Source organism: Microbacterium sp. CCNWLW134 (assembly GCF_037083565.1).
Classification (GTDB): Bacteria; Actinomycetota; Actinomycetes; order Actinomycetales; family Microbacteriaceae; genus Microbacterium.
The window spans coordinates 765,718-791,111 of sequence record NZ_JBAOJU010000001.1; the positions used below are offsets into that span (position 1 = coordinate 765,718).

The following is a 25,394-nucleotide window of genomic DNA, read 5'->3' on the forward strand; positions in this document are numbered from 1 at the left end:
ACCGTCTGACATTCATCTGCCTGCAATCTGCTGACAAGGAGAACTCGTGGAGTCCATCTCCGAGGTCCACACCCCTGACGACACCACCGACGAGCGCGCGGACGCGCCCGAGGCGGTCGCCACGGACCCGAACACCACCCCCGACAACCAGCCCGAGGCCGAGGCCACTGCTGCGGCGGACGCCGAGAAGAGCACGGATGCCGTCGCCCAAGCGACGCCCGCCGACGCCCCCGCTGCGGAATCCGCCGATGCCGCTAGCGAGGCACCGGCCGCCGATGCCGCCGCCGTCGTGGAGGCGCCCGCCGACGCTCCTGCCGAGGAGGCCCCCGCCGAGGCCGCGCCGCGCAAGCGTGCGCCCCGCCGTGCCAAGACCGAGGGCGCCACGGCGACCACCCGCCCCAAGCGCACCCGCGCCACCAAGGCCGAGAAGACCGCCGCGGCGGACGAGGCGCCTGCCGCGGACCAGCCGGCCGCCGACCAGTCCGCCGTCGACGAGGCCCCTGCCCCGGCGCCCGAGACGGCGGCTGCCGTCGACGACACGGCCGCCGACGCCGCGTCCAGCCAGAGCGAGGCCGACGCCGACGCCGCGTCCAGTGAGAGCGTCGCCGGCGCCACGACCTCCCCGGCGGAGGCGCCCGCCACCGACAGCACGTCCGAGGGTGATACGGCAGCGCCTGCCGGCGAGCAGTCCGACGACGCGTCGTCCTCTTCCGAGGGTGACGCCGACGCGGGCAGCCGCGACGACGCCGACGAGGCCCCGTCGCGTGGCCGGAGTCGGAGCCGCAACCGCAACCGCAACCGCGGCGGCCAGAACGGAGCCGCGCAGGAGGCCGGCAACGGCCAGGGCGGCCAGAACCAGGGCGGTCAGAACCAGGGTGGCAACGGTCGCGGCGCGCAGAACCAGAACGCCGCCGCCGCCGCGAACGCCGGCCCCGACGCATCCGATGAAGACAATTCTTCGACCGGCGGACGCGGTCGCCAGCGCAACAAGCGCCGGGGCCAGGGCCCGGTCGACGAGTTCGAGACCGAGATCAATGAGGATGACGTCCTCATCCCGATCGCGGGCATCCTCGACGTGCTCGACAACTACGCCTTCGTGCGCACCACCGGCTACCTCCCCGGACCGCAGGACGTCTACGTCTCGCTCGGTCAGGTGAAGAAGTACAACCTGCGCAAGGGCGACGCCGTCGTCGGCTCGATCAAGCAGCCGCGCGAGGGCGAGCAGTCCAGCCGCCAGAAGTACAACGCGCTCGTGAAGGTCGACGCCGTCAACGGCCTGTCGGTCGACGACGCCGCTGAGCGCGTCGAGTTCGGCAAGCTCACGCCGCTGTACCCGCAGGAGCGCCTGCGCCTGGAAACGGCGCCCGAGAAGCTCACGCAGCGCATCATCGACCTCGTGGCGCCCATCGGCAAGGGCCAGCGCGGCTTGATCGTCGCGCCGCCGAAGGCCGGCAAGACGATCGTGCTGCAGCAGATCGCCAATGCCATCGCGATCAACAACCCCGAGGTCCACCTCATGGTCGTGCTCGTCGACGAGCGCCCCGAAGAGGTCACCGACATGCAGCGGACGGTCCGCGGCGAGGTCATCGCCTCGACCTTCGACCGCCCGGCCGAGGACCACACCACGGTGGCCGAGCTCGCCATCGAGCGGGCCAAGCGCCTGGTGGAGCTCGGTCGCGACGTCGTCGTGCTGCTGGACTCGATCACGCGCCTGGGTCGTGCCTACAACATCTCCGCGCCCACCTCGGGTCGCGTGCTCACCGGCGGGGTTGACGCCTCGGCGCTTTACCCGCCCAAGCGCTTCTTCGGCGCGGCCCGCAACATCGAGAACGGCGGCTCGCTCACCATCCTTGCCACGGCGCTGGTCGAGACCGGCTCGAAGATGGACGAGGTGATCTTCGAGGAGTTCAAGGGCACGGGCAACAGCGAGCTGCGCCTGAACCGTCAGCTCGCCGACAAGCGCATCTTCCCCGCCGTCGACGTCAATGCGTCGTCGACGCGTCGCGAGGAGATGCTGATGTCGGCCGACGAGGTCAAGATCACCTGGAAGCTCCGGCGCGCGCTCGCGGGCCTGGACCCCCAGCAGGCGCTGGAGGTCGTTCTCGGAAAACTCAAGGAGACCGGCTCGAACGTCGAGTTCCTCGTGCAGATGCAGAAGTCGATGCCGGCACCGGCCCAGGGCGGTCACGGCGGCCACGGCAGCAGCCACGGTCACGACAACAGCATCCGCTGAGCGGATCGCCCGTGGCTGAGCCCGCGATGTGGGAGTCTGTCCGCGCGCTGATCGACGAGCACGCGGCGGTGCAGCACGAGCTGTCCGATCCGGCCGTGCACGCCGATGCAGCGCGCGCGAAGCGGGTCAACCGGCGGTACGCCGAGCTGTCGCGCATCGTCGCGGCCCACGAGGCCGTGCTCGCGGCATCCGAGGATCTGGATGCCGCGCGCGATCTCGCACGGGAGGACGCGTCGTTCGCCGAGGAGGTCCCGGCGCTCGAGGCTCGGCTCACCGAGGCGCAGGAGAAGCTGCGGCGCCTGCTGATCCCCAGGGATCCGGACGACGCCCGCGACGTGATCATGGAGATCAAGGCCGGCGAGGGCGGCGCCGAAAGCGCGTTGTTCGCCGCGGACCTGCTGCGGATGTACGTGCAGTACGCCGCCGCGAAGGGCTGGAAGACCGAGCTGCTCGAGCGCACGGAGTCCGACCTCGGCGGCTTCAAAGACGTCCAGGTGGCGATCAAGGGATCGTCGACCGACCCCGCGCAGGGCGTGTGGGCGCACCTGAAGTACGAGGGCGGCGTTCATCGCGTACAGCGCGTTCCCGCCACGGAGTCGCAGGGGCGGATCCACACCTCGACTACCGGTGTGCTCGTCTTCCCCGAGGTCGACGAGCCCGAAGAGGTGCAGATCGACCCGAACGACCTCAAGGTCGATGTCTTCCGCTCCTCGGGGCCGGGCGGTCAGTCAGTGAACACCACCGACTCGGCGGTGCGCATCACCCACCTTCCGACCGGCATCGTCGTGTCGATGCAGAACGAGAAGTCGCAACTGCAGAACCGTGAGGCCGGTATGCGGGTGCTGCGTGCCCGACTCCTCGCGCGTCAGCAGGAGGAACGGGATGCCGCGGCATCCGATGCCCGGAAGTCGCAGATCCGGGGGATGGACCGCTCCGAACGGATCCGCACGTACAACTTCCCCGAGAACCGCATCGCCGACCACCGCACCGGTTATAAGGCCTACAACCTCGACCAGGTGATGGACGGCGCTTTGGAGCCCCTCATCGCGTCGTGCATCGCCGCCGACGAGGAGGAGCGGCTCGCCGCCCTCGGCGGCGACTCCTGACGGCGACGCCGCCAGACAGAGGCTCTCCGCCGGCGCGACGGCTCAGGGCGCCGGGGGACGGGGGAGCGCCCCGCGAAGACGCTCGAGCTGCGCGGCGGCGGCGAGGATCGTCCGCTCGCCGCCCGGGCGGCCGATGAGCTGCACGCTGACCGGGTGCCCGGCGGCCATCACCAGGGGGAGCACGAGTGCCGGAAGGCCGGCGACGTTGACGAAGCTGCTGAAGGGCGCGTACTCCACCTGCTGGGCGAAGCCCCGCTCGGGGTCGTCGCGGTCGTACCAGCCGATGGGACGCGGCGTCTGCGCGAGCGCCGGGGTGAGGACGACGTCGTAGGGCGCGAACGCGGCGATCGTCTCCCGCTCGAAGACGCGTGCCTCGGCGAGGGCGCCGAGCAGACCCCGGGCGTCGAGGGCGCGTCCCTCGCGCACGAGCCAGGCGGTGAGCGGTTCGACCATCCGCAGGTCGTCATCGGTGAGAGGGATGCGGGCAGCGCTTGCGCGCCACAGCACCCGGAAGAGCGGTCCGTAGCCGTGCGGTCGCCACGCGGCATCCTCCACCACGTGTCCTTCGGACGCGAGGCTTCTCGCGGCCTCATCGAGCGCGCCGATCGCCGCGGGATCCACCGCGATCTCGAGGTCGTCATCCCACGGCGACACCGTCGTGACACCCACGCGGAGGCGAGGCGGGTCCGCGGCCGTCGCCGGGAGGAACGGCGGCGAATCGGCGGCACGCACCGAGAAGTCGTAGGGGGCGAGTCCGCACAGCGCGTCGAAGAAGAACGCCGCATCCTCGACCGTCCCCGCGATGGGCCCGGCGACCGCGAGTCCGTCGGGTGCGTCCAGGCCCGACCCGAGGGGAAGGCGGCCCCGCGACGGCTTCAGCCCCACCACGCCCACGGTGGCCGCCGGGATCCGGATCGATCCGCCGCCGTCCGACCCCGGCGCGATCGCCAGCACGCCCGCCGCCACCGCCACCGCTGCTCCGCCGCTCGAACCGCCCGCTCCGTGGGCGGGGTTCCACGGGTCGCGCGCCCAGGCTCCGCCCTCGAGCGGCTCGGTGTACCCCGTCAGGCCGAACTCCGAGGTGCTGGTCTTCCCGATGCTCACGGCGCCCACCCGATCCAGGGCCGCGGCGAGCGGGTCTGATGCGGTCGGGACGAAGTCGACGCGGGTGCGGGATCCGTAACGGGTGGGGACTCCGGCGCGCGCCACCAGATCCTTGTCGGCGATCGGGATGCCCCAGAGCGGCCCCGCCGGCGCGGCGGCGTCTCGGCGCGCCGCCTGCTCGAGGGCCCGTTCGGCGGTCACCTCGACGAAGGCCCCCAGCTCGCTCGTCGCCGCGGCCCGCGCGAGGGCGGCCTGAACGACCTCGACAGCGCTGAGCTCGCGACGCCGCAGCGCCGCAGCGAGGTCGACCGCCGACATCCCGAGGAGATCACTCACCCTCCGACCCTAGCCAGCCCGGCCGCCTGCGCCCTGCGGCGTGGCGGAGCCGGACCGGCCCGCCTCGACCAGTCGCGAGGCGTACCCTGAGCGCGTGATCATCTTCCTCATCCGCGCGCTCATCTTCCTCGTCTCCGCCGCGCTCGGGCTGATCGTGGCAGATCTCCTCCTGCCCGGATTCCGCATCGACTGGGCCAACTGGTGGGGATTCGCCCTGGCCATCGTCATCTTCGCGGTGCTGCAGAGCATCCTCACCCCGTGGATCGCGAGCGTCGCCCGCAGGAACGCCCCCGCCCTCCTCGGTGGCATCGGCATCATCTCCACGCTGGTCGCGCTGATCGTCGTGGTGCTCATCCCCGGAGCCGGCCTCACGATCGGCCAGCCGTTCGTGCTCACGTGGATCCTGGCGCCGGTGATCGTCTGGCTCGTCACGGCGCTCGCGACGCTGTTCCTGCCGATGATCTTCCTCAAGCGCAGAATCGATGAGCGACGTGACGGCGCCAACGGGCGCGAGAAGCGGGCCTGAACCGGCTCAGATCACATATTCCGGCGCGGTCAGAACGGCGCGGGTGTCCATCCCCTCGCGCCGCGGCCGGGGCTTGGCGGGCACCCCCACCAGCACGCTGTCTGCGGGGGCGTCCTTGGTCACCACGGCATTCGCGCCGACGACGCAGCGGGCGCCGATCGTGATCGGCCCGAGGATCTTCGCGCCCGCACCGACAGCCACGCCGTCGAGCAGCGTGGGGTGACGCTTCCCCCCCTCGCGCTGCCGCCCGCCGAGGGTGACCCCGTGATACAGCATCACGTCGTCGCCGACCTCGGCGGTCTCGCCGATGACGATCCCCATGCCGTGGTCGATGAAGAAGCGGCGTCCGATGACGGCGCCCGGGTGGATCTCGATTCCCGTGACCCAGCGGGTCACCTGCGAGCCGAGCCGTGCGACGAACCGCAGGCGTCGCTGCCAGAGCGCGTGCCAGACGCGGTGCGCCCAGATCGCGTGGAGGCCCGGGTAGAGCAGAGCGATCTCCAGCGCCCCGCGCGCGGCGGGGTCGCGCAGCTTCGCGGCGGCGAGGTCTTCGCGCACCCGCGCGAGGGCTCGGGTGAGGATCATGCCGGTACCGCCTGTTCTTCGCGGAGGTCCGCGTACATCGCGGTCGAGAGGTAGCGTTCGCCCGAGTCCGGCACGATGACGACGATGCGCTTCCCGGATGCTTCGGGGCGACGGGCGATCTGCAGGGCCGCACTCACGGCGGCGCCCGCCGACATCCCGGCGAGGATGCCTTCGCGTTCAGCCAGGTCACGGGCGACCCGGATCGCGTCGTCGAAGTCGGCGTCGACGATCTCGTCCACGACGCTGCGATCGAGCACGTCGGGGACGAAGTTGGGGCCGATGCCCTGGATGCGGTGCCCGCCCGCTCGTCCCTCGGTGAGAACGGGGGAGTCCTTCGGCTGCACGAGGACGACCCTGACGTCGGGGTTCCGCTCCTTCAGCACGCGACCGACGCCGGTGACGGTGCCGCCGGTGCCCGATCCCGCGACGAAGTAGTCCACGCGACCGTCGGTGTCGCGCCAGATCTCCTCCGCGGTCGTCCGACGGTGGATCTCCGGATTGGCCGGGTGCTCGAACTGCCGGGCGAGGACGGCGCCAGGGGTGTCGGCGGCGATCTGCTTCGCCGTGCGGACGGCCTCCGTCATCCCCTTGTACGGATCGGTGAGGACGAGTTCGGCGCCGTAGGCCTTCAGCAGCGTCCGACGCTCCTTCGACATCGATGCCGGCATCGTGAGGATGACGCGGTAGCCGCGTGCGGCTCCGACGAGCGCGAGGGCGATGCCGGTGTTCCCACTCGTGGACTCCACGATCGTGCCGCCGGGCCGGAGTTCGCCCGAGGCCTCTGCGGCGTCGACGAGGGCGATGCCGAGGCGGCATTTGACGCTCGCGCCGGGGTTGTAGAACTCGAGCTTGGTGACGACCTCGGCGTGGAGGCCCTCGGTCAGGGCGTTCAGCCGTACGAGCGGCGTGCCGCCGAACGCGGTGGTGATGTCGGAATGGATGGCGGACACGGGAGCGCTCTTCGCCGCCGGGAGGACCCGGCTCAGTCCTCGCGGAGGTCGGCGTACAGCGGCGTGGAGAGGTAGCGCTCACCGAAGGACGGGATGATGACGACGATGTTCTTTCCCGCCGCCTCGGGGCGGGCCGCGAGCTGCAGCGCAGCCCACACCGCGGCGCCCGACGAGATCCCGACGAGGATGCCCTCGCGGGCGCCCACGTCACGCGCCGTGGCGACGGCGTCATCGAACTCGACGTCGAACACCTCGTCGATGACGCCCCGGTCGAGGATGGCGGGGATGAAGTTCGGGCCGATCCCCTGGATCTTGTGGGGCCCGGGGGTGCCGGTGGTCAGCAGGGGCGAATCCGCCGGCTCGACCGCGACGATCTTCACTCCCGGCACGCGCTCCTTCAGCACCTGCCCGACGCCGGTGATGGTGCCGCCGGTGCCGATGCCCGCGACGAGGTAGTCGACGGCGCCGTCGGTGTCGCGCAGGATCTCCTCCGCCGTGGTCTTGCGATGGATGGCCGGGTTGGCCTCGTTCTCGAACTGACGGGCGAGAACCGCTCCCGGGGTCTCGGCCACGATCTCCTGCGCCTTCGCAACGGCGCCCTTCATGCCGCCGGCAGGATCGGTCAGGACGACCTCGGCGCCGTATGCGCGCAGCAGAATACGGCGCTCGATGGACATCGACGACGGCATCGCCAGGATCACCCGGTAGCCGCGGGCGGCCCCGACCATCGCCAGCGCGATGCCGGTGTTGCCGCTGGTGGCCTCGACGATCGTGCCGCCGGGCGTGAGCTCACCCGACGCCTCCGCCGCGTCCACGATCGCGATCCCGAGGCGGTCCTTGACGCTGGACGCGGGGTTGTAGAACTCCAGCTTCGCGATGACCGTGCCGGGGAGCCCCTCGGTGACCCGGTTCAGTCGGACGAGCGGCGTGTCGCCGAAGGCGGACGTGATGTCGGGGTGGATGCCGGGCATGGCGGACCTTTCGGGCGGTGGGGTGACCCTGAAAGCCTACGGGAGGCAGGGGGAGACGGCCCGAATGTGACAGTCTGGACGGCGGTCATGAACAGCTCCTCCGCCGCGATCCCCCTCGCCGACGCGCTTCGCGATGCCCGGGCACGGCTCGAACGCGCCGGTGTCGGCGGCGCCGACGTCGATGCCGAACTGCTCGCGGGACACGTTCTGGGACTCGGTCGGGGCGAGGTGCAGGCGTCCGCCATCCGCGGTGCACGCCTGGACGCCGCCCAGCGCTCCCGGTTCGACGCCCTCGTCGATCAACGGGCGACGCGTGTGCCGCTGCAGCATCTGACCGGACGCGCCCCCTTCCGTCATCTGGAGCTGCGCGTGGGCCCGGGGGTCTTCGTCCCACGCCCCGAGACCGAGATGGTCGCTCAGCTGGCGATCGACGCGCTTCGCGCGGCTGCATCACCCGAGCCGATCGCCGTCGACCTCGGCACCGGCAGCGGCGCGATCGCCCTCGCGCTGGCGACGGAGGTTCCCCACGCCCGGGTGCACGCTGCCGAGAACGACGTCGAGGCGTTCCTCTGGGCGAAGGAGAACTTCGCCGCCGTGGGCGCTCCGAATGCGCGTGTCGCGTTCGTCGATCTCGCCGCCGCGTTCGGTGAGCTCGACGGAACCGTCTCCGTGCTGGTCTCCAACCCGCCCTACGTTCCCGACGACGCGGTGCCCCGCGACCCGGAGGTGCGGTTCTTCGATCCGCCCGCCGCGCTCTACGGCGGTCCCGACGGACTCGACGTCGTCCGCGTGCTCAGCGGCGTCGGACGCCGACTGCTGCATCCGGGCGGGGTGCTCATTATCGAACACGGGGAATGGCAGGGTGCCGAGATCCGCGCACTGCTGACGACGGACGGATGGCGCGCTGCGGCGACCCACCGGGATCTCACCCTCCGGGATCGCGCGACCACCGCGCTGCGTCCCTGAACCGGGCCGCGGGCCGGCGACGGAGGGGAGCCCGGGGCACGTGGAGGTCGGGGCCGTAGACTCGTCGCGTCATGTCTACCCTCTTCGACTGCCGTGACGACGAGCAGCTCCTTCCCGGTATGCGGCAGGCCCGACAGGCCATCAGCCGCGGCGACCTCGTCGTGATGCCCACCGACACCGTCTACGGCGTGGCCGCCGATGCGTTCAACGCACGTGCCGTGCAACGGCTGCTCGACGCCAAGGGACGGGGCCGCCAGTCGCCGCCGCCGGTGCTCGTGGCGGGACAGGCGACGCTGCGGGCACTGGTGGCGGAAGTCCCCGAGCCGGTCGAACGCCTGGTCGCGGAGTTCTGGCCGGGCGGTCTGACCATCGTTCTGCCCTCTCAGCCGTCACTGTCGTGGGACCTCGGCGAGACCCACGGCACCGTCGCGGTGCGCATGCCCGCCCACCGCATCGCGCTGGAACTGCTGGAGGAGACCGGCCCCCTGGCCGTCTCCAGCGCCAATCTCACCGGACAGCCGGCGGCCGTGCGGATCGACGAGGCCCAGGCCATGCTCGGCGACAGCATCGCGGTCTACCTCGACGGCGGACCCGCCGACGTCGGGGTCGCCTCGACCATCGTCGATGCCACGCCCCTGGTGGTGCGCGGCGCCGAGCCTCGGGTGCGGATCCTCCGCGACGGCGCGATCGGTCGGGATCGGCTCCGCGAGGTGCTGGGCGAGCTGCTGGAGGATCCGGAGCCGGCACCGGCGGGCGACGCCGAGTGAGAGCGGACGGCAGAGGGTGAAGCAGTACGTCTTCACGGTCCTCTTCACCGCCACGGTCACCTTCGTGCTGACGTGGGTGGTCTGGCGACTGAGTCTGCGCTTCAAGCTGTATCCCGGCATCCGCGAGCGCGATGTGCACAAGACCCCCACCCCGCGCCTCGGGGGAGTGGCGATGTTCCTGGGGGTGGTCGCCGCCTTCCTGGTGTCGTCGCAGAACCCCTTCTTCTCCATCGTCTGGCTCGAGCCGCGCACCGTCATCGCGATCCTCGTCGCGACCGCTCTCATCGTCATCGTCGGGGTCGCGGACGACCTGTTCGATCTGGATTGGATGGTCAAGCTCGGTGCGCAGTTCGTCGCGGCGGGCATCATCGCGTGGTTCGGCGGGCTGCAGATCTACACACTGCCGATCGGCGACCTCATCATCGGCTCCGGCTGGCAGAGCTTCCTCCTCACCGTCCTGTCGATCGTGATCGTCATGAACGCGGTCAACTTCATCGACGGTCTGGACGGTCTGGTCGCCGGAGTCTGTCTCATCGCGAATGTCGTGTTCTTCGCGTACTCCTACCTGCTCGCCCGCGACACGGGGCAGAACACCTACTTCAACCTCGCCACCCTGATCGCGGCCGTGCTGATCGGGGCGTGCATCGGCTTCCTGCCGCTGAACTGGAGCCCGGCGAAACTGTTCATGGGCGATTCCGGAGCCCTGATGCTCGGTCTCCTCATGGCCTGCTCGGCGATCTCGATCACCGGGCAGCTCTCGCCCGAGCTGCTCGACCCCGAGCGCTTCGGCCGCTCCCAGCTGCTGGGTGCCTTCATCCCGATCATCCTGCCCATCGTGGTCGTGCTGCTGCCGCTGCTCGATTTCGGCCTGGCCGTCATCCGGCGCATGCGTGCCGGAAAATCGCCGTTCTCGCCCGACCGAAAGCACCTGCACCACCGCATGCTCGACATGGGGCACAGCGATCGCGACGCGGTGCTCATCTTCTATTCGTGGACCGCCGTGGTCAGTCTCGCGGTGCTGCTGATGTACGTCGGCACCCAGGAGGAATGGCCGGGAGACTATCTCCTGGGCGTCGCCCTGGGTGCTGTCGGCGTCGTCGCCTGCCTCGTGGTCACCCTTCTCCCCGCTCGCCAGCGCGGCCGCAGCGCCGCCGACGTCCCCCAGGAAGCCTCATGACCTCCGATGTGTCCAGCAACCCGATCCTTCGCACGACCCTCCTGTGGTCGGGGGTGGTCACCGTGGTGCTCGCCGTCGCCGCGGCCATCATCGGCGGCCTCGTGGCGGGCACGGACGGGGTGTGGAGCGCCCTGTCCGGCGTCATCCTGGCCGCAGTCTTCCTCGGCATCACCGGCGCCAGCATCCTCATCGCCAACCGCTGGTTCGGCGACCCGCTGTATGTGCCGGTGTTCTTCGGGATCGTCATGGGCGGCTGGATCCTCAAGCTCATCGTCTTCATCGTCGCCCTGATCATCCTGCGCGGGCAGCCGTGGCTGAACGGCCCGGTCTTCTTCGTCGCCGTGGTGGTGAGCGTTCTGGCATCGCTCGCGATCGACGTGGTCGTGCTCACCCGGATGCGCATGCCCCACGTCAGCGACGTGTCGCTCCCTACCACGGACCCGGAGGAGGACCGCAACCGGCCTCTCGACGACGAGAAGGACCCGGACACCCGGAAAAACGACGCTCCCTGAGTTTGATAGGGTGGTCACTGCGCCCGCCCGCCGCTCTGCGCGCGTCTGCGGAACGACTCTCACCGACCATCGTCGCAACGGTCCTCGACCGGTGCCCCGAAGCTGGAGCCCGCGCTGTCTACTCAAGCTGCGACCCTGATCGCGAATGCCTCGTCGTCCGACGGTGAGTTCCACCCGCCCTCGATCTCGGACTTCTTCCCGCCGAACATCCTCGAGGGCCTCGGGCTTCCGATCGAGTTCACGCGCATCAACCTCGTGCAGGTGCTCGCGACGATCGTGCTCATCCTCGTCTTCGTCATCGGCACGCGCCGCATGCGGATCGTCCCGACCCGCTTCCAGAGCGTGGTCGAGATGGGCCTGGACTTCGTCCGGGTCAACATCGCGCACGACCTGCTCGGGCGCAAGGACGGCGACCGCTTCCTGCCGCTGCTGACCACGATGTTCTTCATGATCCTGTTCATGAACATCACCGGGATCATCCCGGGGCTGAACATCGCAGGAACGAGCGTCATCGCGGTACCGCTGCTGCTGGCGATCGTGTCGTACGTGACCTTCATCTACGCGGGGCTCCGCAAGAGCCCGAAGAACTTCATCAAGAACTCGCTCTTCCCCTCGGGCGTCCCGCCGTTCCTCTACATCATCGTCACGCCGCTGGAGTTCCTCTCCACCTTCATCATCCGGCCGGTCACGCTGACGCTGCGACTGCTGATGAACATGATCGTCGGGCACCTCATGCTCGTGCTGTTCTTCTCGGCGACGCAGTTCTTCCTCTTCACCGCCGACGGCCTGTGGAAGGCCTTCGGCGTCGGCACCCTCGCCTTCGGGCTGGCGTTCACTCTCTTCGAGATGCTGGTCGCCTTCCTGCAGGCCTACGTCTTCACGATCCTCACCGCGGTCTACATCCAGCTCGCGGTCGCGGAAGAGCACTGAGCGGGCAGGCTCCGGCCTACCCACCCAACCGAAAGGAAACACACCCGTGGATGCAACTACGGTTCTCGCCCAGGTCACCGGTTCGATCGCGACCGTCGGCTACGGCCTCGCCGCCATCGGCCCCGCCATCGGCGTGGGCATCGTCGTCGGCAAGACCATCGAGGGCGTCGCTCGTCAGCCCGAGCTGGCCGGTCGCCTCCAGGTCCTGATGTGGATCGGTATCGCGTTCACCGAGGCGCTCGCGTTCATCGGCATCGCCACCGGCTTCATCTTCGGCGCCTGATCCCCTTCCTCACGTTTAAGGAGACGAGATGCTGAACGCTCTTGTCACTCTCGCTGCGGAAGAGGGTGAGTCGCAGAACCCGCTGCTGCCGGCGTACTACGACATCATCTGGTCCGCGGTGTGCTTCATCGTCATCCTGGCGGTGTTCTGGCGCATCGTTCTGCCGCGCATGCAGAAGCTGCTCGACGAGCGCGCTGCCGCGATCGAGGGCAACATCGCCAAGGCCGACGAGGCCCAGCGCAAGGCCGAGGCCGCGCTCGAGGAGTACACCGCACAGCTCGCCGACGCCCGGCGTGAAGCCGGCGAGATCCGCGATGCCGCCCGCGAGGACGGCAAGAAGATCCTCGCCGAGGCGAAGGACGCCGCAGCCTCCGAGGCCGCGCGCATCACCGCCACCGCGCACGCTCAGATCGAGGCGGAGCGGCAGTCGGCTCTGGTGTCGCTGCGGAGCGAGGTGGGCACGCTCGCCCTCGACCTCGCCGGTGGTGTGATCGGTGAGACCCTCTCCGACGACGCCAAGGCGCAGGCGGTCGTGGACCGCTTCCTCGCCGAGCTCGAGGCCGACGAGGCCGCCAAGGCCGCAACCGGTCAGAAGCAGGGCCTCTGATGGGAAGCGCGACCACGCAGGCCCGGGTGTCGGGCATCGCCGCACTGGATGCCGCGGCGATCACCGACCTCGCCGTGGCGCGTGAGCTCTTCGGGGTCGCTCGTGCCGTGGGTCAGACCCCGCAGCTGGCATCGGCCCTCGCTGACGCGGCGGCGCCTGCGCCGGCCCGACAGAAGGTCGTCGACGACGTCTTCGGGCGTCAGGTGTCGGCCATCACGCGCACCCTGCTGGGCGCCGTGGTCGCAGAGCGCTGGTCGTCGGCCGCCGATCTCGTGGAGGGCATCGAAGAGCTGGCCGTGCGTGCCGCCGCCGTGGCGGAACCGCAGGCCGACGTCGAGGCCGACCTGTTCGCTTTCTCCCGCGTCGTCGCCGACAACGGCGAGCTCGAGCTCGCGCTCGGCAGCCGTCTGGGCGACCCGGCGGCGAAGGGCCGGCTCGTGTCCTCCCTGCTCGCAGGCCGCGCAAGCGCATCGGCGATCGTCATCGCCGACGCCCTCGTGCAGCAGCCCCGCGAGCGCCGCGTGCGTCAGCTCCTGACCTGGGCGATGCGCATCGTCGCCGACCAGCGCGGCCGCAAGGTCGCCACGGTCGTCACCGCCGTCGCTCTCAGCGACGCGCAGATCGAGCGTCTGGCACGGACGCTCTCGGCCCGCTACGGCACCGAGGTATCGATCAACACCGTCGTCGACCCGACCGTGGTCGGCGGGCTGCGCGTGCAGATCGCCGACGACGTAATCGACGCCAGTGTGTCGTCGCGCCTCGCCGACCTCCGCCAGCGGCTGGCCGGCTAACAGACTTCCCGTGCGCTTCCCAGGAAGCGCCGGAGCATTCGGGGTCACACTCGACGGTGAGGCCCCACCGAACGAAGGAAGATCATGACAGACCTCTCTATCAGCCCCGACGTCATCCGTGACGCGCTGAAGGACTTCGTCGCGGCCTACGAACCCACCGGCGCTGCCGCGACCGAGGTCGGCACGGTCATCGACGCAGCCGACGGCATCGCCCACGTCGAGGGCCTGCCCGGCGTCATGGCGAACGAACTGGTGATGTTCGCCGACGGCACCCAGGGACTCGCGCTGAACCTCGACGAGCACGAGATCGGTGTCGTCGTCCTCGGTGAGTTCTCCGGCATCGAGGCCGGCATGCAGGTGACCCGCACCGGCGAGGTGCTCTCGGTCGCCGTCGGCGACGGGTACCTCGGTCGCGTGGTCGACCCGCTCGGCAACCCGATCGACGGACTCGGCGAGGTCGCCACCACCGGCCGCCGCGCCCTCGAGCTCCAGGCGCCCGGCGTCATGCAGCGCAAGTCCGTGCACGAGCCCATGCAGACCGGCATCAAGGCCATCGACGCGATGATCCCGATCGGTCGCGGTCAGCGTCAGCTGATCATCGGCGACCGTCAGACCGGCAAGACCGCCATCGCGATCGACACGATCATCAACCAGAAGGCGAACTGGGAGTCGGGCGACCCGACCAAGCAGGTGCGCTGCATCTACGTCGCGATCGGTCAGAAGGGCTCCACCATCGCCGCGGTGAAGGGTGCGCTCGAGGACGCCGGCGCGATGGAGTACACCACCATCGTCGCCGCTCCCGCCTCCGACCCGGCCGGCTTCAAGTACCTTGCGCCCTACACCGGCTCGGCCATCGGTCAGCACTGGATGTACGACGGCAAGCACGTGCTGATCGTCTTCGACGACCTCACCAAGCAGGCCGAGGCCTACCGTGCCGTGTCGCTCCTGCTGCGTCGTCCCCCGGGCCGCGAGGCCTACCCCGGCGACGTCTTCTACCTGCACTCGCGTCTGCTGGAGCGTTGTGCGAAGCTCTCCGACGAGCTCGGCGCCGGGTCGATGACGGGGCTGCCCCTCATCGAGACCAAGGCCAACGACGTCTCGGCGTACATCCCGACCAACGTGATCTCGATCACCGACGGTCAGATCTTCCTGCAGTCCGACCTCTTCAACGCCAACCAGCGTCCGGCGGTCGATGTGGGCATCTCGGTGTCCCGCGTCGGCGGTGACGCCCAGGTGAAGTCGATCAAGAAGGTCTCGGGAACGCTGAAGCTCGAGCTCGCGCAGTACCGCTCGCTCGAGGCGTTCGCGATGTTCGCCTCCGACCTCGACGCCGCTTCCCGGCGCCAGCTGGCGCGTGGCGCGCGCCTGACTGAGCTTCTGAAGCAGCCGCAGTACTCGCCCTACCCGGTCGAGGAACAGGTCGTGTCGATCTGGGCGGGCACCAACGGCAAGCTCGACTCGATCGACGTCGAGGACGTGCTGCCGTTCGAGCGCGAGCTGCTGGACTACCTGCGTCGCAACACGACGATCCTCGACCGCCTCCGCGACTCCAACGTCCTCGACGACGACACCGTCGCCGAGCTGGACAAGAAGGTCGACGAGTTCATCCTGGAGTTCCGCTCCGGCAAGGGACAGTCGATCAACCGTCCCGGCAGCGACGAGGTCGCGGCCGCCGAGGCTGAGGACGTCAACCAGGAGAAGATCGTCAAGGGCCGTCGCTGAGCGGAACCGGTAAAGGATCATGGGCGCACAACTGAGGGTCTACAAGCAGAAGATCAATTCTGCTCAGACCACGAAGAAGATCACGAAGGCGATGGAGCTCATCGCTGCTTCGCGGATCCAGAAGGCGATGGCGCGCGTGCGCGCGTCCTCACCCTTCGCCCGCGCGGTGACCCGCGCGGTGTCCGCGGTGGCGACGCACTCCAACGTCGATCACCCCCTGACGCAAGAACGGTCGACCATCCGCCGCTCGGCCGTGGTCATCTTCGCGTCGGACCGGGGGCTGGCGGGTGCGTTCAACTCCCAGATCCTCCGCGAGGGCATGGAGCTGGCGGCACTGCTGCGGTCGGAGGGCCGCGAGCCGATGTTCTACCTGATCGGTCGCAAGGCCGTCGCGTACTTCCAGTTCCGACGCATGGAGGCCGCCGCGGAGTGGACGGGTGACACCGACACCCCGCAGTTCCACACCGCCGAGGAGATCTCGGCCACGCTGCTCGACGCGTACAACCGTGGGGGAGAGCAGGGCGGGGTGGATGAGATCCACCTGGTGTACAACCGCTTCGTCAGCATGATGACGCAGAGCCCCGAGACCGTGCGTCTCCTTCCCCTGGAGGTCGTCGAGGCCGAGGAGGAAGCGTCGGCCCAGGTCTACCCGCTCTACGAATTCGAGCCGGACGCCGAGACGGTCCTCGACGCGCTCCTGCCCGTCTACATCCAGAGCCGCGTCTTCAATGCGCTCCTTCAGTCGTCGGCGGCCAAGCATGCCGCGACCCAGAAGGCCATGAAGTCGGCCAGCGACAACGCAGACAAGCTCATCACCGACTACACCCGGCTGCGCAACAACGCGCGTCAGGCCGAGATCACGCAGCAGATCGCCGAGATCGTCGGCGGCGCCGACGCTCTCGCGTCGGGCAAATAGACCCACACGAAAGAGAAGAAGCCATGAGCCTCACCGCTGAGAAGACGGATGCCACGACGGCCGCAGCGCCCGCCGTCGGCCGGGTCGCCCGCGTCACCGGTCCGGTCGTCGACATCGAGTTCCCCCACGATGCGATTCCCGACATCTACAACGCGCTGAAGACGACCATCGTCATCGGCGATTCGTCGTCCGAGATCACCCTCGAGGTCGCCCAGCACCTCGGTGACGACCTCGTGCGCGCCATCGCCCTCAAGCCCACCGACGGCATCGTCCGCGGCCAGGAGGTGCGCGACACCGGCGAGCAGATCACCGTGCCCGTCGGCGACGTCACCAAGGGCCGCGTGTTCAACGTCACCGGCGAGGTGCTCAACGGCGCCCCGGGCGAGACCATCGAGATCACCGAGCGCTGGCCGATCCACCGTCAGGCGCCGAACTTCGACCAGCTGGAGTCCAAGACCCAGATGTTCGAGACCGGCATCAAGGTCATCGACCTCCTCACCCCGTACGTGCTCGGTGGGAAGATCGGTCTCTTCGGTGGTGCGGGCGTCGGCAAGACCGTCCTCATCCAGGAGATGATCCAGCGTGTCGCGCAGGACCACGGTGGTGTGTCGGTGTTCGCCGGCGTGGGTGAGCGCACCCGCGAGGGCAACGACCTCATCGGCGAGATGGAGGAGGCGGGTGTCTTCGACAAGACCGCCCTCGTCTTCGGCCAGATGGACGAGCCGCCGGGCACGCGACTTCGTGTGGCCCTGTCGGCGCTGACGATGGCGGAGTACTTCCGCGATGTGCAGAAGCAGGACGTGCTGCTGTTCATCGACAACATCTTCCGCTTCACGCAGGCCGGCTCCGAGGTCTCGACGCTCCTCGGCCGCATGCCGTCCGCGGTGGGCTACCAGCCGAACCTGGCCGACGAGATGGGTGTGCTCCAGGAGCGCATCACCTCGACGCGTGGTCACTCGATCACCTCGCTCCAGGCGATCTACGTCCCCGCCGACGACTACACAGACCCGGCGCCGGCGACCACCTTCGCCCACCTCGACGCCACCACCGAGCTCTCGCGCGAGATCGCGTCGAAGGGTCTGTACCCCGCGGTCGACCCGCTGACCTCGACCAGCCGCATCCTCGACCCGCGCTACATCGGTGAGGACCACTACCGCGTCGCGACCGCCGTGAAGCAGATCCTGCAGAAGAACAAGGAACTGCAGGAGATCATCGCGATCCTCGGTGTCGACGAGCTCTCCGAAGAGGACAAGGTCGTCGTCGCCCGCGCGCGTCGCATCCAGCAGTTCCTCTCGCAGAACACCTACATGGCGAAGAAGTTCACCGGTGTCGAGGGCTCCACGGTCCCGATCAAGGAGACCATCGAGTCGTTCGACGCCATCGTCAAGGGCGACTTCGACCACGTCGCCGAGCAGGCGTTCTTCAACGTCGGCGGCATCTCCGACGTCGAAGAGGCATGGGCGCGCATCCAGAAGGAGAACGGCTGATCATGCCTCTCAAAGTCAGCCTGGTTTCCGCCGATGCGGAGGTCTGGTCCGGCGAGGCATCGCTGGTGGTCGCCAAGACGGTCGAAGGAGAGATCGGCTTCATGGCCGGCCACGAGCCGGTGCTGGCCATCCTCGCCGAAGGCCAGGTGCGCATCACCCGCACCGACGGCTCGAAGATCGTCGCCAACGCCCAGGACGGCTTCCTGTCGATGGAACGCGACGAGGTCACGGTCGTGGCAGGAAACGCCGCACTGATCTCCTGAGCGCCTGATCCCGCCTCCGCTTTCCCGCGAGAGTGCAACTGGCCGCCGAGAGCACGGGTGAACCCCGTGCCCTCGGCGGCCAGTGTCATCCTCACCGTCCTCCATCGTGGTGCCGAATGCTGATCCTCCTCCCACCCTCCGAGACGAAGCAGACCGGCGGGCGCCGTCGGGCGCTCGACCTCGACAGCCTGGCGCTGCCCTCCCTCGGGCCGCAGCGCGAGGCGGTTCTCGCGGCGCTGATCACGCTGTCGGACGATGCGGACGAGGCCGCCCGGGTGCTGAAGCTCGGACCGCGCCAGCGTGACGAGGTCGCGGTCAACGCGCTCCTGCGCACCGCCCCGACGCTTCCCGCGGCCGACCGCTACACCGGGGTGCTCTTCGACGCCCTCGATGCTCCGAGCCTCGATGCGCCGGCGCGACGCTGGCTGAAGACGCACGTGCTCATCCACTCCGCCCCGTTCGGCCCCGTGGGGGCGCTCGATCCCATCCCCAACTACCGATTGGGCGCCGGTGTGCGCCTCCCCGGGCTCGCGGCACCCGCCCGGCACTGGGCGGATCCTGTCGCCGCCGCCCTCGCGACCGCGGCACCGCCGTTCATCCTCGATCTCCGCTCCCACGCCTACGTCGCTCTCGGACCGGTGCCCGGCTCCGTCCCCGCTGTCTCGCTGCGGATCGTCACCGACGCCCCGGGCGGCACGGTGCGCGCTCTCAACCACTTCAACAAGCACGCCAAGGGCGAGCTCGTCCGGCTGCTCGCCATGGAGCGACCGCGCATCCGCAGCGTCGCGGGGTTCCGGCAATGGGCGGATGACGCGGGGCTGCGGGTGGTCGGAGAGTCCGACTCCGCAGAGCTCGACCTGATCGTCTGACGCCGGCTACCGCCGCGTGTGCGCTGCGGTGCGCTCGGTGTTCTCCGCGATCGCGATGAGAGCGACGACCGCTTCGATGACGAACCGGAGAGCGATCACCGCCAGGAACGAGAAGAGCGGGACCAGGATGACGGTGGCCACGATCAGCGAGATGCCTGCGCCCGGGTTGAACCAGAGAGCGCCGATGCCCTCGACGATCCCGGTCACGAGGTAGACGACGAAGGCGATGCCGATCGCCATCAGACCCACGACGTAGAACACGGCAGCCAACCGTCGTGTGATGAAAGTGCGGAACGACAGATCGAACAGCGCGCGGAAGAAGCCCCGCCCGATGTCGGCCGTGTCGCTGTCGCCGACGGACGGGACGCCGGTGTCGTCGACGCCGGCGATGCCGGGCGCCGCGGCCTCGGTGGCGCGGGCGGCCTCGGCGGCGGGCTGACGGGGCAGCGGGGGAGGGGTGTCGGTGCTCATGGATCCTCGTCCTTCGGTGGCCTCTCCCGGCCACGTTACCGATCGCGACGCGCCCGACCCCGTGTTTCTGGGAATTTCCTCACAATGGCGGCTCGGCGTCGATACCATGACCACGCGGGCAGACCATCCCGCCGTGCTTGCACGCTGGGGACACTCTGGAGGTCTCATGGATTCCACGTACGACGGATACGGCGCGATGCTGGCGTTCCTGCTGATCCTGCTGCCGCTCCTGCTCATCTTCGCGCTCGCGGGGTATCTGATCAGCGCCTTCTTCCTCATGAAGATCTTCGAGAAGGCCGGCGTCGAAGGGAAGTGGCGAGCGTGGGTGCCGGTTTACAACACCCTGGTCCTGGCGAAACTCGGTGACCTCTCTCCCTGGGTCATGCTGGGCGCCGTCGTGGGTTCGGCCATCCTCAGCCAGATACCGGTCATCGGCTGGATCCTGTCCCTGGTGGCCATCGCGGTCGGCGTCATCGTCGGCTGGCGGGTCGGGCTGAAGCTCGGAAAGGACTGGCCCTACCTGCTCCTCTGGCTCATTCCCGGCGTCGGAACCCTGATCTGGCTGGGCATCCTCGCGTTCTCCTCCGACCGTTGGAACCCCAACATCCCGCCGGCGCCGTGGGCGAACTCGTTCCTCAAGGACACCACGGTGTGGCCCGGCATCCCGCAGCAGCCGAGTGCCGTCGCGGCGCCCGGCTACGGCTACCCGACGGCCGCGTCCGGCGGCCCGGCCGCGCCGCCCGCCGGGTACGAGCCCGCGCCGGGCTACCAGGCTCCGCCCGCGCCGGCTGCCGCGCCGCCCGCAACACCCCCGGCACCTCCTGCCACGCCGCCGGCGGCCGCGCCCCCGGCGAACCCGACCCCGCCGCCCGCGGCGCCGCCGGCGAACGAGCCGCCCGCGGGACCGGACGCTCCGCGTCCGTAACCCTCCACGACAGCCCCCGGCCTCGCCGCCGGGGGCTGTCGTCGCTCGTGCGCCGGTAGCGTGGAGCCATGAATGCTGTGCCGCTTCGTCGTCTCGGATCATCCGGTCTGCTCGTCTCCGCCGTCGGGCTCGGCTGCAACAACTTCGGCCGGCCGGGCACCCGCACCGAGACCATCGAGGGCACCCGCGCCGTCCTCGACGCCGCGATCGATGCGGGGGTGACCTTCCTCGACACCGCCGACATGTACGGGGGCGACCCCGGTCAGTCCGAGATCCTCATGGGCGAGGCTCTCGCGGGGCGCCGCGACCAGGTCGTGCTCGCAACGAAATTCGGTCATTCCGGCCGCGACATGGGATACGGGCTGGCGGGCGCCAAGGCCTCTCGCGCCTACATCCGTCGTGCGGTCGACGCCTCGCTGACCCGGCTGCAGACCGACTGGATCGACCTCTACCAGCTGCACACGCCCGACCCCGGAACGCCGATGGAAGAGACCCTCGACGCGCTGAACGACCTGGTGAGGGAGGGGAAGGTGCGCTACATCGGGCATTCCAACCTCAGCGGGTGGCAGATCGCCGAGGCGCACTTCGTCGCCGAGCACCGCGGAACCGTCCCCTTCGTGTCGTCGCAGGACCACTACAGCCTGCTCGCGCGGGGTGTCGAGCGGGAGCGCCTCCCCGCCGCCGAGCACTTCGGTCTGGGCTTCCTGCCCTACTTCCCCCTCCACAACGGCCTTCTCACGGGGAAGTTCTCCCGTACCGAGGCGCCCTCCGACACCCGCATCATGCGTCAGCGTCCGCACCTGTGGGAGAACGCGCCGTGGGACGCGCTCGAGGCCTACGCCTCGTTCTGCCGCGATCAGGGGATCACCATGCTCGAGGCGACCTTCGGATGGCTGCTGGCACGGTCGTCGATCTCCTCCGTCATCGCCGGTGCGACGAGCCCCGAACAGGTGCGCGCCAACGCCGCCGCCGCGACGGCGTGGACACCCACCGTCGCCGATGTCGCCGAGATCGACGCGATCTTCCCCCTGCCGGACGACCCGGCAGCCTGAGCCCGGCACCGGGTTCGCTGAGAGCGCACCGGAGAAGGTGGTTGACCTGACGCAACGGCTGTAACGTTCACGAAGGTGCGGGCGCCCCGCTGGGCCCGCGTCGTGGAAGGGACACCCGTGCTCGGCAAGCTCCTCGCCCGTTACCTCCGGCCCGGCTGGCCGCTCATCGTCGCCGTGGTGGTGTTCCAGCTGGCGCAGTCGATCGCGTCGCTGCTCCTGCCCACGCTCAACGCCGACATCATCGACAACGGCGTCATCACCGGCGACATCCCCTACATCTGGTCCACGGGCCTCGTCATGCTCGGGATCAGCCTGGTGCAGATCGTCTGCGCTATCATCGCCGTGTACTTCGGATCCCGCCTGGCGATGGGAGTGGGGCGGCAGCTGCGCGCCGACCTCTTCCACCGCGTCGTCGCCTTCTCGCAGCGCGAGGTCGGTCACTTCGGAGCCGCATCGCTCATCACCCGCAACACCAATGACGTCCAGCAGGTGCAGATGCTGGTTCAGGTGTCGGCGACCCTCATGGTGTCGGCGCCGATCCTCGCCGTCGGCGGCGTCGTCCTCGCCATCAGCCAGGACGTGGGTCTGTCATGGCTGATGGCGGTGTCGATCCCGGCCCTTCTCATCATCGTCGGGTTGATCGTGTGGCGCATGGTGCCCGCCTTCACCGTCATGCAGAAGCGGATCGACCGGGTGAACCAGATCCTGCGCGAGCAGCTCAGCGGAATCCGCGTCATCCGCGCTTTCGTCCGCGAGCCCCAGGAACGCGCGCGATTCTCGGTCGCGAGCGCGGAGGTGATGGCCACCGGCCTTCGCGCGGGCAACCTCATGGCCCTGATGTTCCCGGCGGTGATGCTGGTGCTGAACGTCTCGAGCGTCGCCGTGATCTGGTTCGGCGCGTTCCAGGTGCAGCAGAACGACGTGCAGATCGGCACGCTCTTCGCCTTCCTGACGTACATCATGCAGATCCTCATGGGCGTCATGATGGCGACCTTCATGTTCGTGATGATCCCGCGGGCCGCGGTCTGCGCCGATCGCATCGGCGAGGTGCTCGCCACCGACCCCTCGGTGGCGCCCCCTGCCGTGCCGGCCATCCCGCCGGCGGCCCGAGGTGCCGTGCGCTTCGACGGGGTGGCCTTCGCCTACCCCGGCGCCGCCGATCCCGTGCTCAGCGACATCTCGTTCGAGGTGGCGCCCGGGACCACGACCGCCGTCATCGGGTCGACCGGGTCGGGCAAGACCACCCTGATCGGCCTGGTGCCGCGGCTCTTCGACGCCACAGCGGGATCGGTGCGGGTGGACGGGACGGATGTCCGCGACGTCGACCCCGATGAGCTGTGGCGCCGGGTGGGACTGATCCCGCAGCGCGCGTTCCTGTTCTCGGGAACGGTGGCCTCGAACCTGCGCTACGGCGATCCGGACGCCGGGGACGCCGAGCTGTGGCACGCGCTCGAACTCGCCCAGGCGGCCGACTTCGTCCGCGCCATGCCGGAGCAACTCGACGCACCGATCGCCCAGGGCGGCACCAACGTCTCGGGTGGGCAGCGTCAGCGACTCGCGATCGCGCGGGCGCTGGTGAAGAAACCCGAGATCTATCTCTTCGATGACGCCTTCTCGGCCCTGGACCTCGCCACCGATGCCGCGCTCCGACAGGCGCTGGACACGCATCTTCCGCACGCGACGCGGATCGTCGTGGCCCAACGGGTCTCGACCGTCCAGAGCGCCGATCAGATCGTCGTCCTCGACCACGGCCGCGTCGTCGGCATCGGCACCCACGATGAGCTGGTGGAATCCAGCCAGACGTACCGCGAGATCGTCGAGTCGCAGCTCTCGGTGGAGGCGGCATGAGCGGGCCGGGGCACGGGCGCATGCAGACCGCGCCGGTGGTGAAGGCGAAGAGCTTCGGTCCGAGCGCGCGACGTCTGCTGGGCACCCTGAGTTCGGACAGACCTCGGCTGGTGGTCGTGCTCGTCCTCGGCGTCCTGAGCGTGGGGCTGTCGGTGCTGGGACCGAAACTGCTCGGTGACGCCACGAACATCGTGTTCGCCGGGTTCCTCTCCCTCCAGGCGCCGGCGGGCGCGACCAAGCAGCAGGTCGTCGATGAGCTCGTCGCCTCCGGGCAGCAGCAGCAGGCCGACCTCGTCCGCGCCGTCAACTTCACCCCCGGCGCCGGCATCGCGTTCGACGCGCTCGGCGCGGTCATCCTCGCCGTGCTCGCCGTCTACGTGTTCTCCAGCATCTTCGGCTGGCTCCAGGCGCGGCTGCTCAACGGCATCGTGCAGCGGGCGATGAACCGGCTGCGCATGCAGGTGGAGGACAAGATCCACCGCTTGCCGCTGTCGTACTTCGACCGGGTGCAGCGGGGCGAGCTGCTCAGCCGGGTCACCAACGACGTCGACAACATCGGTCAGTCGATGCAGCAGACGCTGTCGCAGGTGATCATCTCGCTCCTCACCGTGATCGGGGTGATGGTGATGATGTTCCTCATCTCCCCGCTCCTCGCGGTGATCGCCCTCGTCACCGTTCCGCTCACTCTCGTCATCACCGCCGTCGTCGCAGGCCGCTCGCAGAAGCTCTTCGTCGCGCAGTGGAAGGCGACGGGCGTTCTCAACGCGCTGGTCGAGGAGACCTTCTCCGGCCACGCGATCGTGAAGGTGTTCGGCCACCAGCGCGAAGTGGAGGCCGACTTCCTGGCCGAGAACGAAGAGGTCTATCGCGCGAGCTTCGGCGCGCAGTTCCTCTCGGGGATCATCCAGCCCGCGATGATGTTCGTCGGCAACCTCGTGTACGTCGCCATCGCCGTCGTGGGCGGTATCCAGGTGGCATCCGGTCTTCTGTCCATCGGCAGCGTGCAGGCCTTCATCCAGTACTCGCGGCAGTTCACCCAGCCCCTCGCGCAACTCGGCTCGATGGCCAATCTGCTGCAGTCCGGTGTCGCCAGCGCCGAGCGCGTGTTCGAGCTGCTCGACGAGGCCGAGCGGACGCCCGATCCCCAGCCTGCCGAGACCGCGCCGGCATCGGCCAAGCGCCTGGCATTCGAAGACGTGTCGTTCCGGTACAGCGCCGACACCCCGCTCATCGACGACCTGGACCTCACCGTGGAACCGGGCAGCACGATCGCGATCGTCGGTCCGACGGGGGCGGGCAAGACCACGCTGGTGAACCTGATCATGCGCTTCTACGACGTCGACTCGGGTCGGATCACCCTCGACGGGGTCGACATCCGCCGGATGACCCGCGACGACCTCCGGTCCCGCACGGGCATGGTGCTCCAGGACACCTGGCTCTTCGCCGGCAGCATCCGCGAGAACATCGCCTACGGGCGGCCGGACGCCGACGAGGGCGCCATCCTCGCCGCGGCGCGCGCCGCGTACGTCGACCGGTTCGTCCACGCCCTACCGGACGGCTACGACACCGTCCTCGACGATGAGGCGGGGAACCTCAGCGTGGGCGAGCGCCAGCTCGTCACCATCGCCCGCGCGTTCCTCGCCGACCCGCGGATCCTCATCCTCGACGAAGCGACCTCGTCGGTCGACACCCGCACCGAGCTCCTGATCCAGAGGGCGATGTCGCAGTTGCGGCAGGATCGCACCGCGTTCGTCATCGCCCACCGGCTTTCGACGATCCGCGATGCGGACCTGATCCTGGTGATGGAGGACGGCCGGATCGTGGAGCGCGGGACGCACGACGAGTTGCTCGCGGCCGGCGGCGCCTATCGTCGTCTGTCGGATGCGCAGTTCCGCGCGGCCGTGACCGATGAGGACGAACCGGATGCTGCGGACGCGGCGGGGGAGTCCGCGGGGTCGTCGCGGGTGTCTACTAGGATGTGAGGACGCCACCGCCGG

General features: G+C 69.4%; 25 protein-coding genes. 20 read left to right on the forward strand and 5 right to left on the reverse strand.

Going from position 1 to position 25,394, the window contains the following annotated elements:
- Positions 1-46 precede the first annotated feature (46 nt).
- On the forward strand, positions 47-2,233 hold the full coding sequence (gene rho, locus V6S02_RS03560; protein WP_336399893.1) for a transcription termination factor Rho: 2,187 nt from the start codon (positions 47-49) through the stop codon (positions 2,231-2,233).
- 26 nt (positions 2,234-2,259) lie between these two features.
- Positions 2,260-3,339 carry a peptide chain release factor 1 gene (gene prfA / locus V6S02_RS03565; RefSeq protein ID WP_124294411.1) on the forward strand — a complete coding sequence of 360 codons (1,080 nt, stop codon included), beginning with the start codon at positions 2,260-2,262 and terminating at the stop codon, positions 3,337-3,339.
- A 42-nt stretch (positions 3,340-3,381) separates the two neighbouring features.
- On the opposite strand, the gene V6S02_RS03570 is transcribed toward prfA, so the two are convergent.
- Positions 3,382-4,779: an amidase gene (locus tag V6S02_RS03570; RefSeq protein WP_336399894.1), complete on the reverse strand. Its 1,398-nt coding sequence runs from the start codon at positions 4,777-4,779 to the stop codon at positions 3,382-3,384.
- A gap of 94 nt (positions 4,780-4,873) precedes the next feature.
- On the opposite strand from V6S02_RS03570, the gene V6S02_RS03575 reads away from it, so the two are divergent.
- Positions 4,874-5,305, forward strand: a complete 432-nt coding sequence (locus V6S02_RS03575) for a hypothetical protein (RefSeq protein WP_336399895.1) — start codon at positions 4,874-4,876, stop codon at positions 5,303-5,305.
- A 6-nt stretch (positions 5,306-5,311) separates the two neighbouring features.
- Here V6S02_RS03575 and epsC read toward each other — a convergent pair whose 3' ends face one another.
- From epsC to cysK (V6S02_RS03590), 3 genes are read right to left on the reverse strand one after another with little or no spacing between them, the layout of a single operon-like run.
- Complete coding sequence (gene epsC, locus V6S02_RS03580; RefSeq protein WP_124292829.1) at positions 5,312-5,890, reverse strand: serine O-acetyltransferase EpsC; 579 nt, start codon at positions 5,888-5,890, stop codon at positions 5,312-5,314.
- The gene (gene cysK / locus V6S02_RS03585; protein ID WP_124292830.1) at positions 5,887-6,840 is read right to left on the reverse strand and encodes a cysteine synthase A; all 954 of its coding nucleotides are present in this window, start codon (positions 6,838-6,840) and stop codon (positions 5,887-5,889) included. The genes epsC and cysK (V6S02_RS03585) overlap by 4 nt, the downstream gene beginning before the upstream one ends.
- A 32-nt stretch (positions 6,841-6,872) precedes the next feature.
- The gene (gene cysK, locus V6S02_RS03590) at positions 6,873-7,811 is read right to left on the reverse strand and encodes a cysteine synthase A (protein WP_124292831.1); all 939 of its coding nucleotides are present in this window, start codon (positions 7,809-7,811) and stop codon (positions 6,873-6,875) included.
- 87 nt (positions 7,812-7,898) lie between these two features.
- On the opposite strand from cysK (V6S02_RS03590), the gene prmC reads away from it, so the two are divergent.
- The 13 genes from prmC (at position 7,899) to V6S02_RS03655 (ending at position 19,101) form a co-directional block, all read left to right on the forward strand.
- Positions 7,899-8,777 carry a peptide chain release factor N(5)-glutamine methyltransferase gene (gene prmC / locus V6S02_RS03595; RefSeq protein ID WP_124292832.1) on the forward strand — a complete coding sequence of 293 codons (879 nt, stop codon included), beginning with the start codon at positions 7,899-7,901 and terminating at the stop codon, positions 8,775-8,777.
- Positions 8,778-8,848: 71 nt separating this feature from the next.
- Positions 8,849-9,544 carry an L-threonylcarbamoyladenylate synthase gene (locus tag V6S02_RS03600; protein WP_336399896.1) on the forward strand — a complete coding sequence of 232 codons (696 nt, stop codon included), beginning with the start codon at positions 8,849-8,851 and terminating at the stop codon, positions 9,542-9,544.
- Positions 9,545-9,560: 16 nt separating this feature from the next.
- Positions 9,561-10,721 (forward strand): MraY family glycosyltransferase, encoded by a 1,161-nt coding sequence (locus V6S02_RS03605; protein ID WP_124292834.1) that lies wholly within the window; start codon positions 9,561-9,563, stop codon positions 10,719-10,721.
- The gene (locus tag V6S02_RS03610; protein WP_235014696.1) at positions 10,718-11,233 is read left to right on the forward strand and encodes a hypothetical protein; all 516 of its coding nucleotides are present in this window, start codon (positions 10,718-10,720) and stop codon (positions 11,231-11,233) included. Before V6S02_RS03605 ends, V6S02_RS03610 begins: the two co-directional genes overlap by 4 nt.
- Before the next feature lie 135 nt (positions 11,234-11,368).
- Positions 11,369-12,163 carry a F0F1 ATP synthase subunit A gene (atpB, locus tag V6S02_RS03615; protein WP_179559124.1) on the forward strand — a complete coding sequence of 265 codons (795 nt, stop codon included), beginning with the start codon at positions 11,369-11,371 and terminating at the stop codon, positions 12,161-12,163.
- A gap of 46 nt (positions 12,164-12,209) precedes the next feature.
- Positions 12,210-12,446 (forward strand): ATP synthase F0 subunit C, encoded by a 237-nt coding sequence (atpE, locus tag V6S02_RS03620; RefSeq protein ID WP_124292836.1) that lies wholly within the window; start codon positions 12,210-12,212, stop codon positions 12,444-12,446.
- 28 nt (positions 12,447-12,474) lie between these two features.
- Positions 12,475-13,053, forward strand: coding sequence for a F0F1 ATP synthase subunit B (locus tag V6S02_RS03625; RefSeq protein ID WP_124292837.1), 579 nt, complete (start codon positions 12,475-12,477; stop codon positions 13,051-13,053).
- Positions 13,053-13,844 (forward strand): F0F1 ATP synthase subunit delta, encoded by a 792-nt coding sequence (locus V6S02_RS03630; protein ID WP_124292838.1) that lies wholly within the window; start codon positions 13,053-13,055, stop codon positions 13,842-13,844. Before V6S02_RS03625 ends, V6S02_RS03630 begins: the two co-directional genes overlap by 1 nt.
- Positions 13,845-13,928: 84 nt before the next feature.
- Complete coding sequence (gene atpA / locus V6S02_RS03635) at positions 13,929-15,566, forward strand: F0F1 ATP synthase subunit alpha (RefSeq protein ID WP_124292839.1); 1,638 nt, start codon at positions 13,929-13,931, stop codon at positions 15,564-15,566.
- A gap of 19 nt (positions 15,567-15,585) precedes the next feature.
- A complete protein-coding gene (locus tag V6S02_RS03640; protein WP_336399897.1) occupies positions 15,586-16,482 on the forward strand; it encodes a F0F1 ATP synthase subunit gamma in 897 nt (298 codons plus the stop codon).
- 23 nt (positions 16,483-16,505) lie between these two features.
- Positions 16,506-17,969, forward strand: coding sequence for a F0F1 ATP synthase subunit beta (atpD, locus tag V6S02_RS03645; protein ID WP_124292841.1), 1,464 nt, complete (start codon positions 16,506-16,508; stop codon positions 17,967-17,969).
- A 2-nt stretch (positions 17,970-17,971) separates the two neighbouring features.
- Positions 17,972-18,232: a F0F1 ATP synthase subunit epsilon gene (locus V6S02_RS03650; protein ID WP_124292842.1), complete on the forward strand. Its 261-nt coding sequence runs from the start codon at positions 17,972-17,974 to the stop codon at positions 18,230-18,232.
- A gap of 116 nt (positions 18,233-18,348) precedes the next feature.
- Positions 18,349-19,101 carry a YaaA family protein gene (locus V6S02_RS03655; protein WP_336399898.1) on the forward strand — a complete coding sequence of 251 codons (753 nt, stop codon included), beginning with the start codon at positions 18,349-18,351 and terminating at the stop codon, positions 19,099-19,101.
- 6 nt (positions 19,102-19,107) lie between these two features.
- On the opposite strand, the gene V6S02_RS03660 is transcribed toward V6S02_RS03655, so the two are convergent.
- On the reverse strand, positions 19,108-19,572 hold the full coding sequence (locus tag V6S02_RS03660) for a DUF4282 domain-containing protein (RefSeq protein WP_336399899.1): 465 nt from the start codon (positions 19,570-19,572) through the stop codon (positions 19,108-19,110).
- A gap of 166 nt (positions 19,573-19,738) precedes the next feature.
- Here V6S02_RS03660 and V6S02_RS03665 point away from each other — a divergent pair, with 166 nt between their 5' ends.
- The 4 genes from V6S02_RS03665 to V6S02_RS03680 all read left to right on the forward strand — a co-directional run bounded on the left by V6S02_RS03665 (position 19,739) and on the right by V6S02_RS03680 (position 25,379).
- Positions 19,739-20,497, forward strand: a complete 759-nt coding sequence (locus V6S02_RS03665; protein ID WP_336399900.1) for a large exoprotein — start codon at positions 19,739-19,741, stop codon at positions 20,495-20,497.
- A 68-nt stretch (positions 20,498-20,565) separates the two neighbouring features.
- Positions 20,566-21,549: an aldo/keto reductase gene (locus V6S02_RS03670; RefSeq protein ID WP_336399901.1), complete on the forward strand. Its 984-nt coding sequence runs from the start codon at positions 20,566-20,568 to the stop codon at positions 21,547-21,549.
- 117 nt (positions 21,550-21,666) lie between these two features.
- Positions 21,667-23,397, forward strand: a complete 1,731-nt coding sequence (locus V6S02_RS03675; protein WP_336400772.1) for an ABC transporter ATP-binding protein — start codon at positions 21,667-21,669, stop codon at positions 23,395-23,397.
- Entirely contained in the window at positions 23,394-25,379 is a 1,986-nt protein-coding gene (locus V6S02_RS03680; protein ID WP_336399902.1) for an ABC transporter ATP-binding protein, read from the forward strand. The genes V6S02_RS03675 and V6S02_RS03680 overlap by 4 nt, the downstream gene beginning before the upstream one ends.
- Positions 25,380-25,394 lie beyond the last annotated feature (15 nt).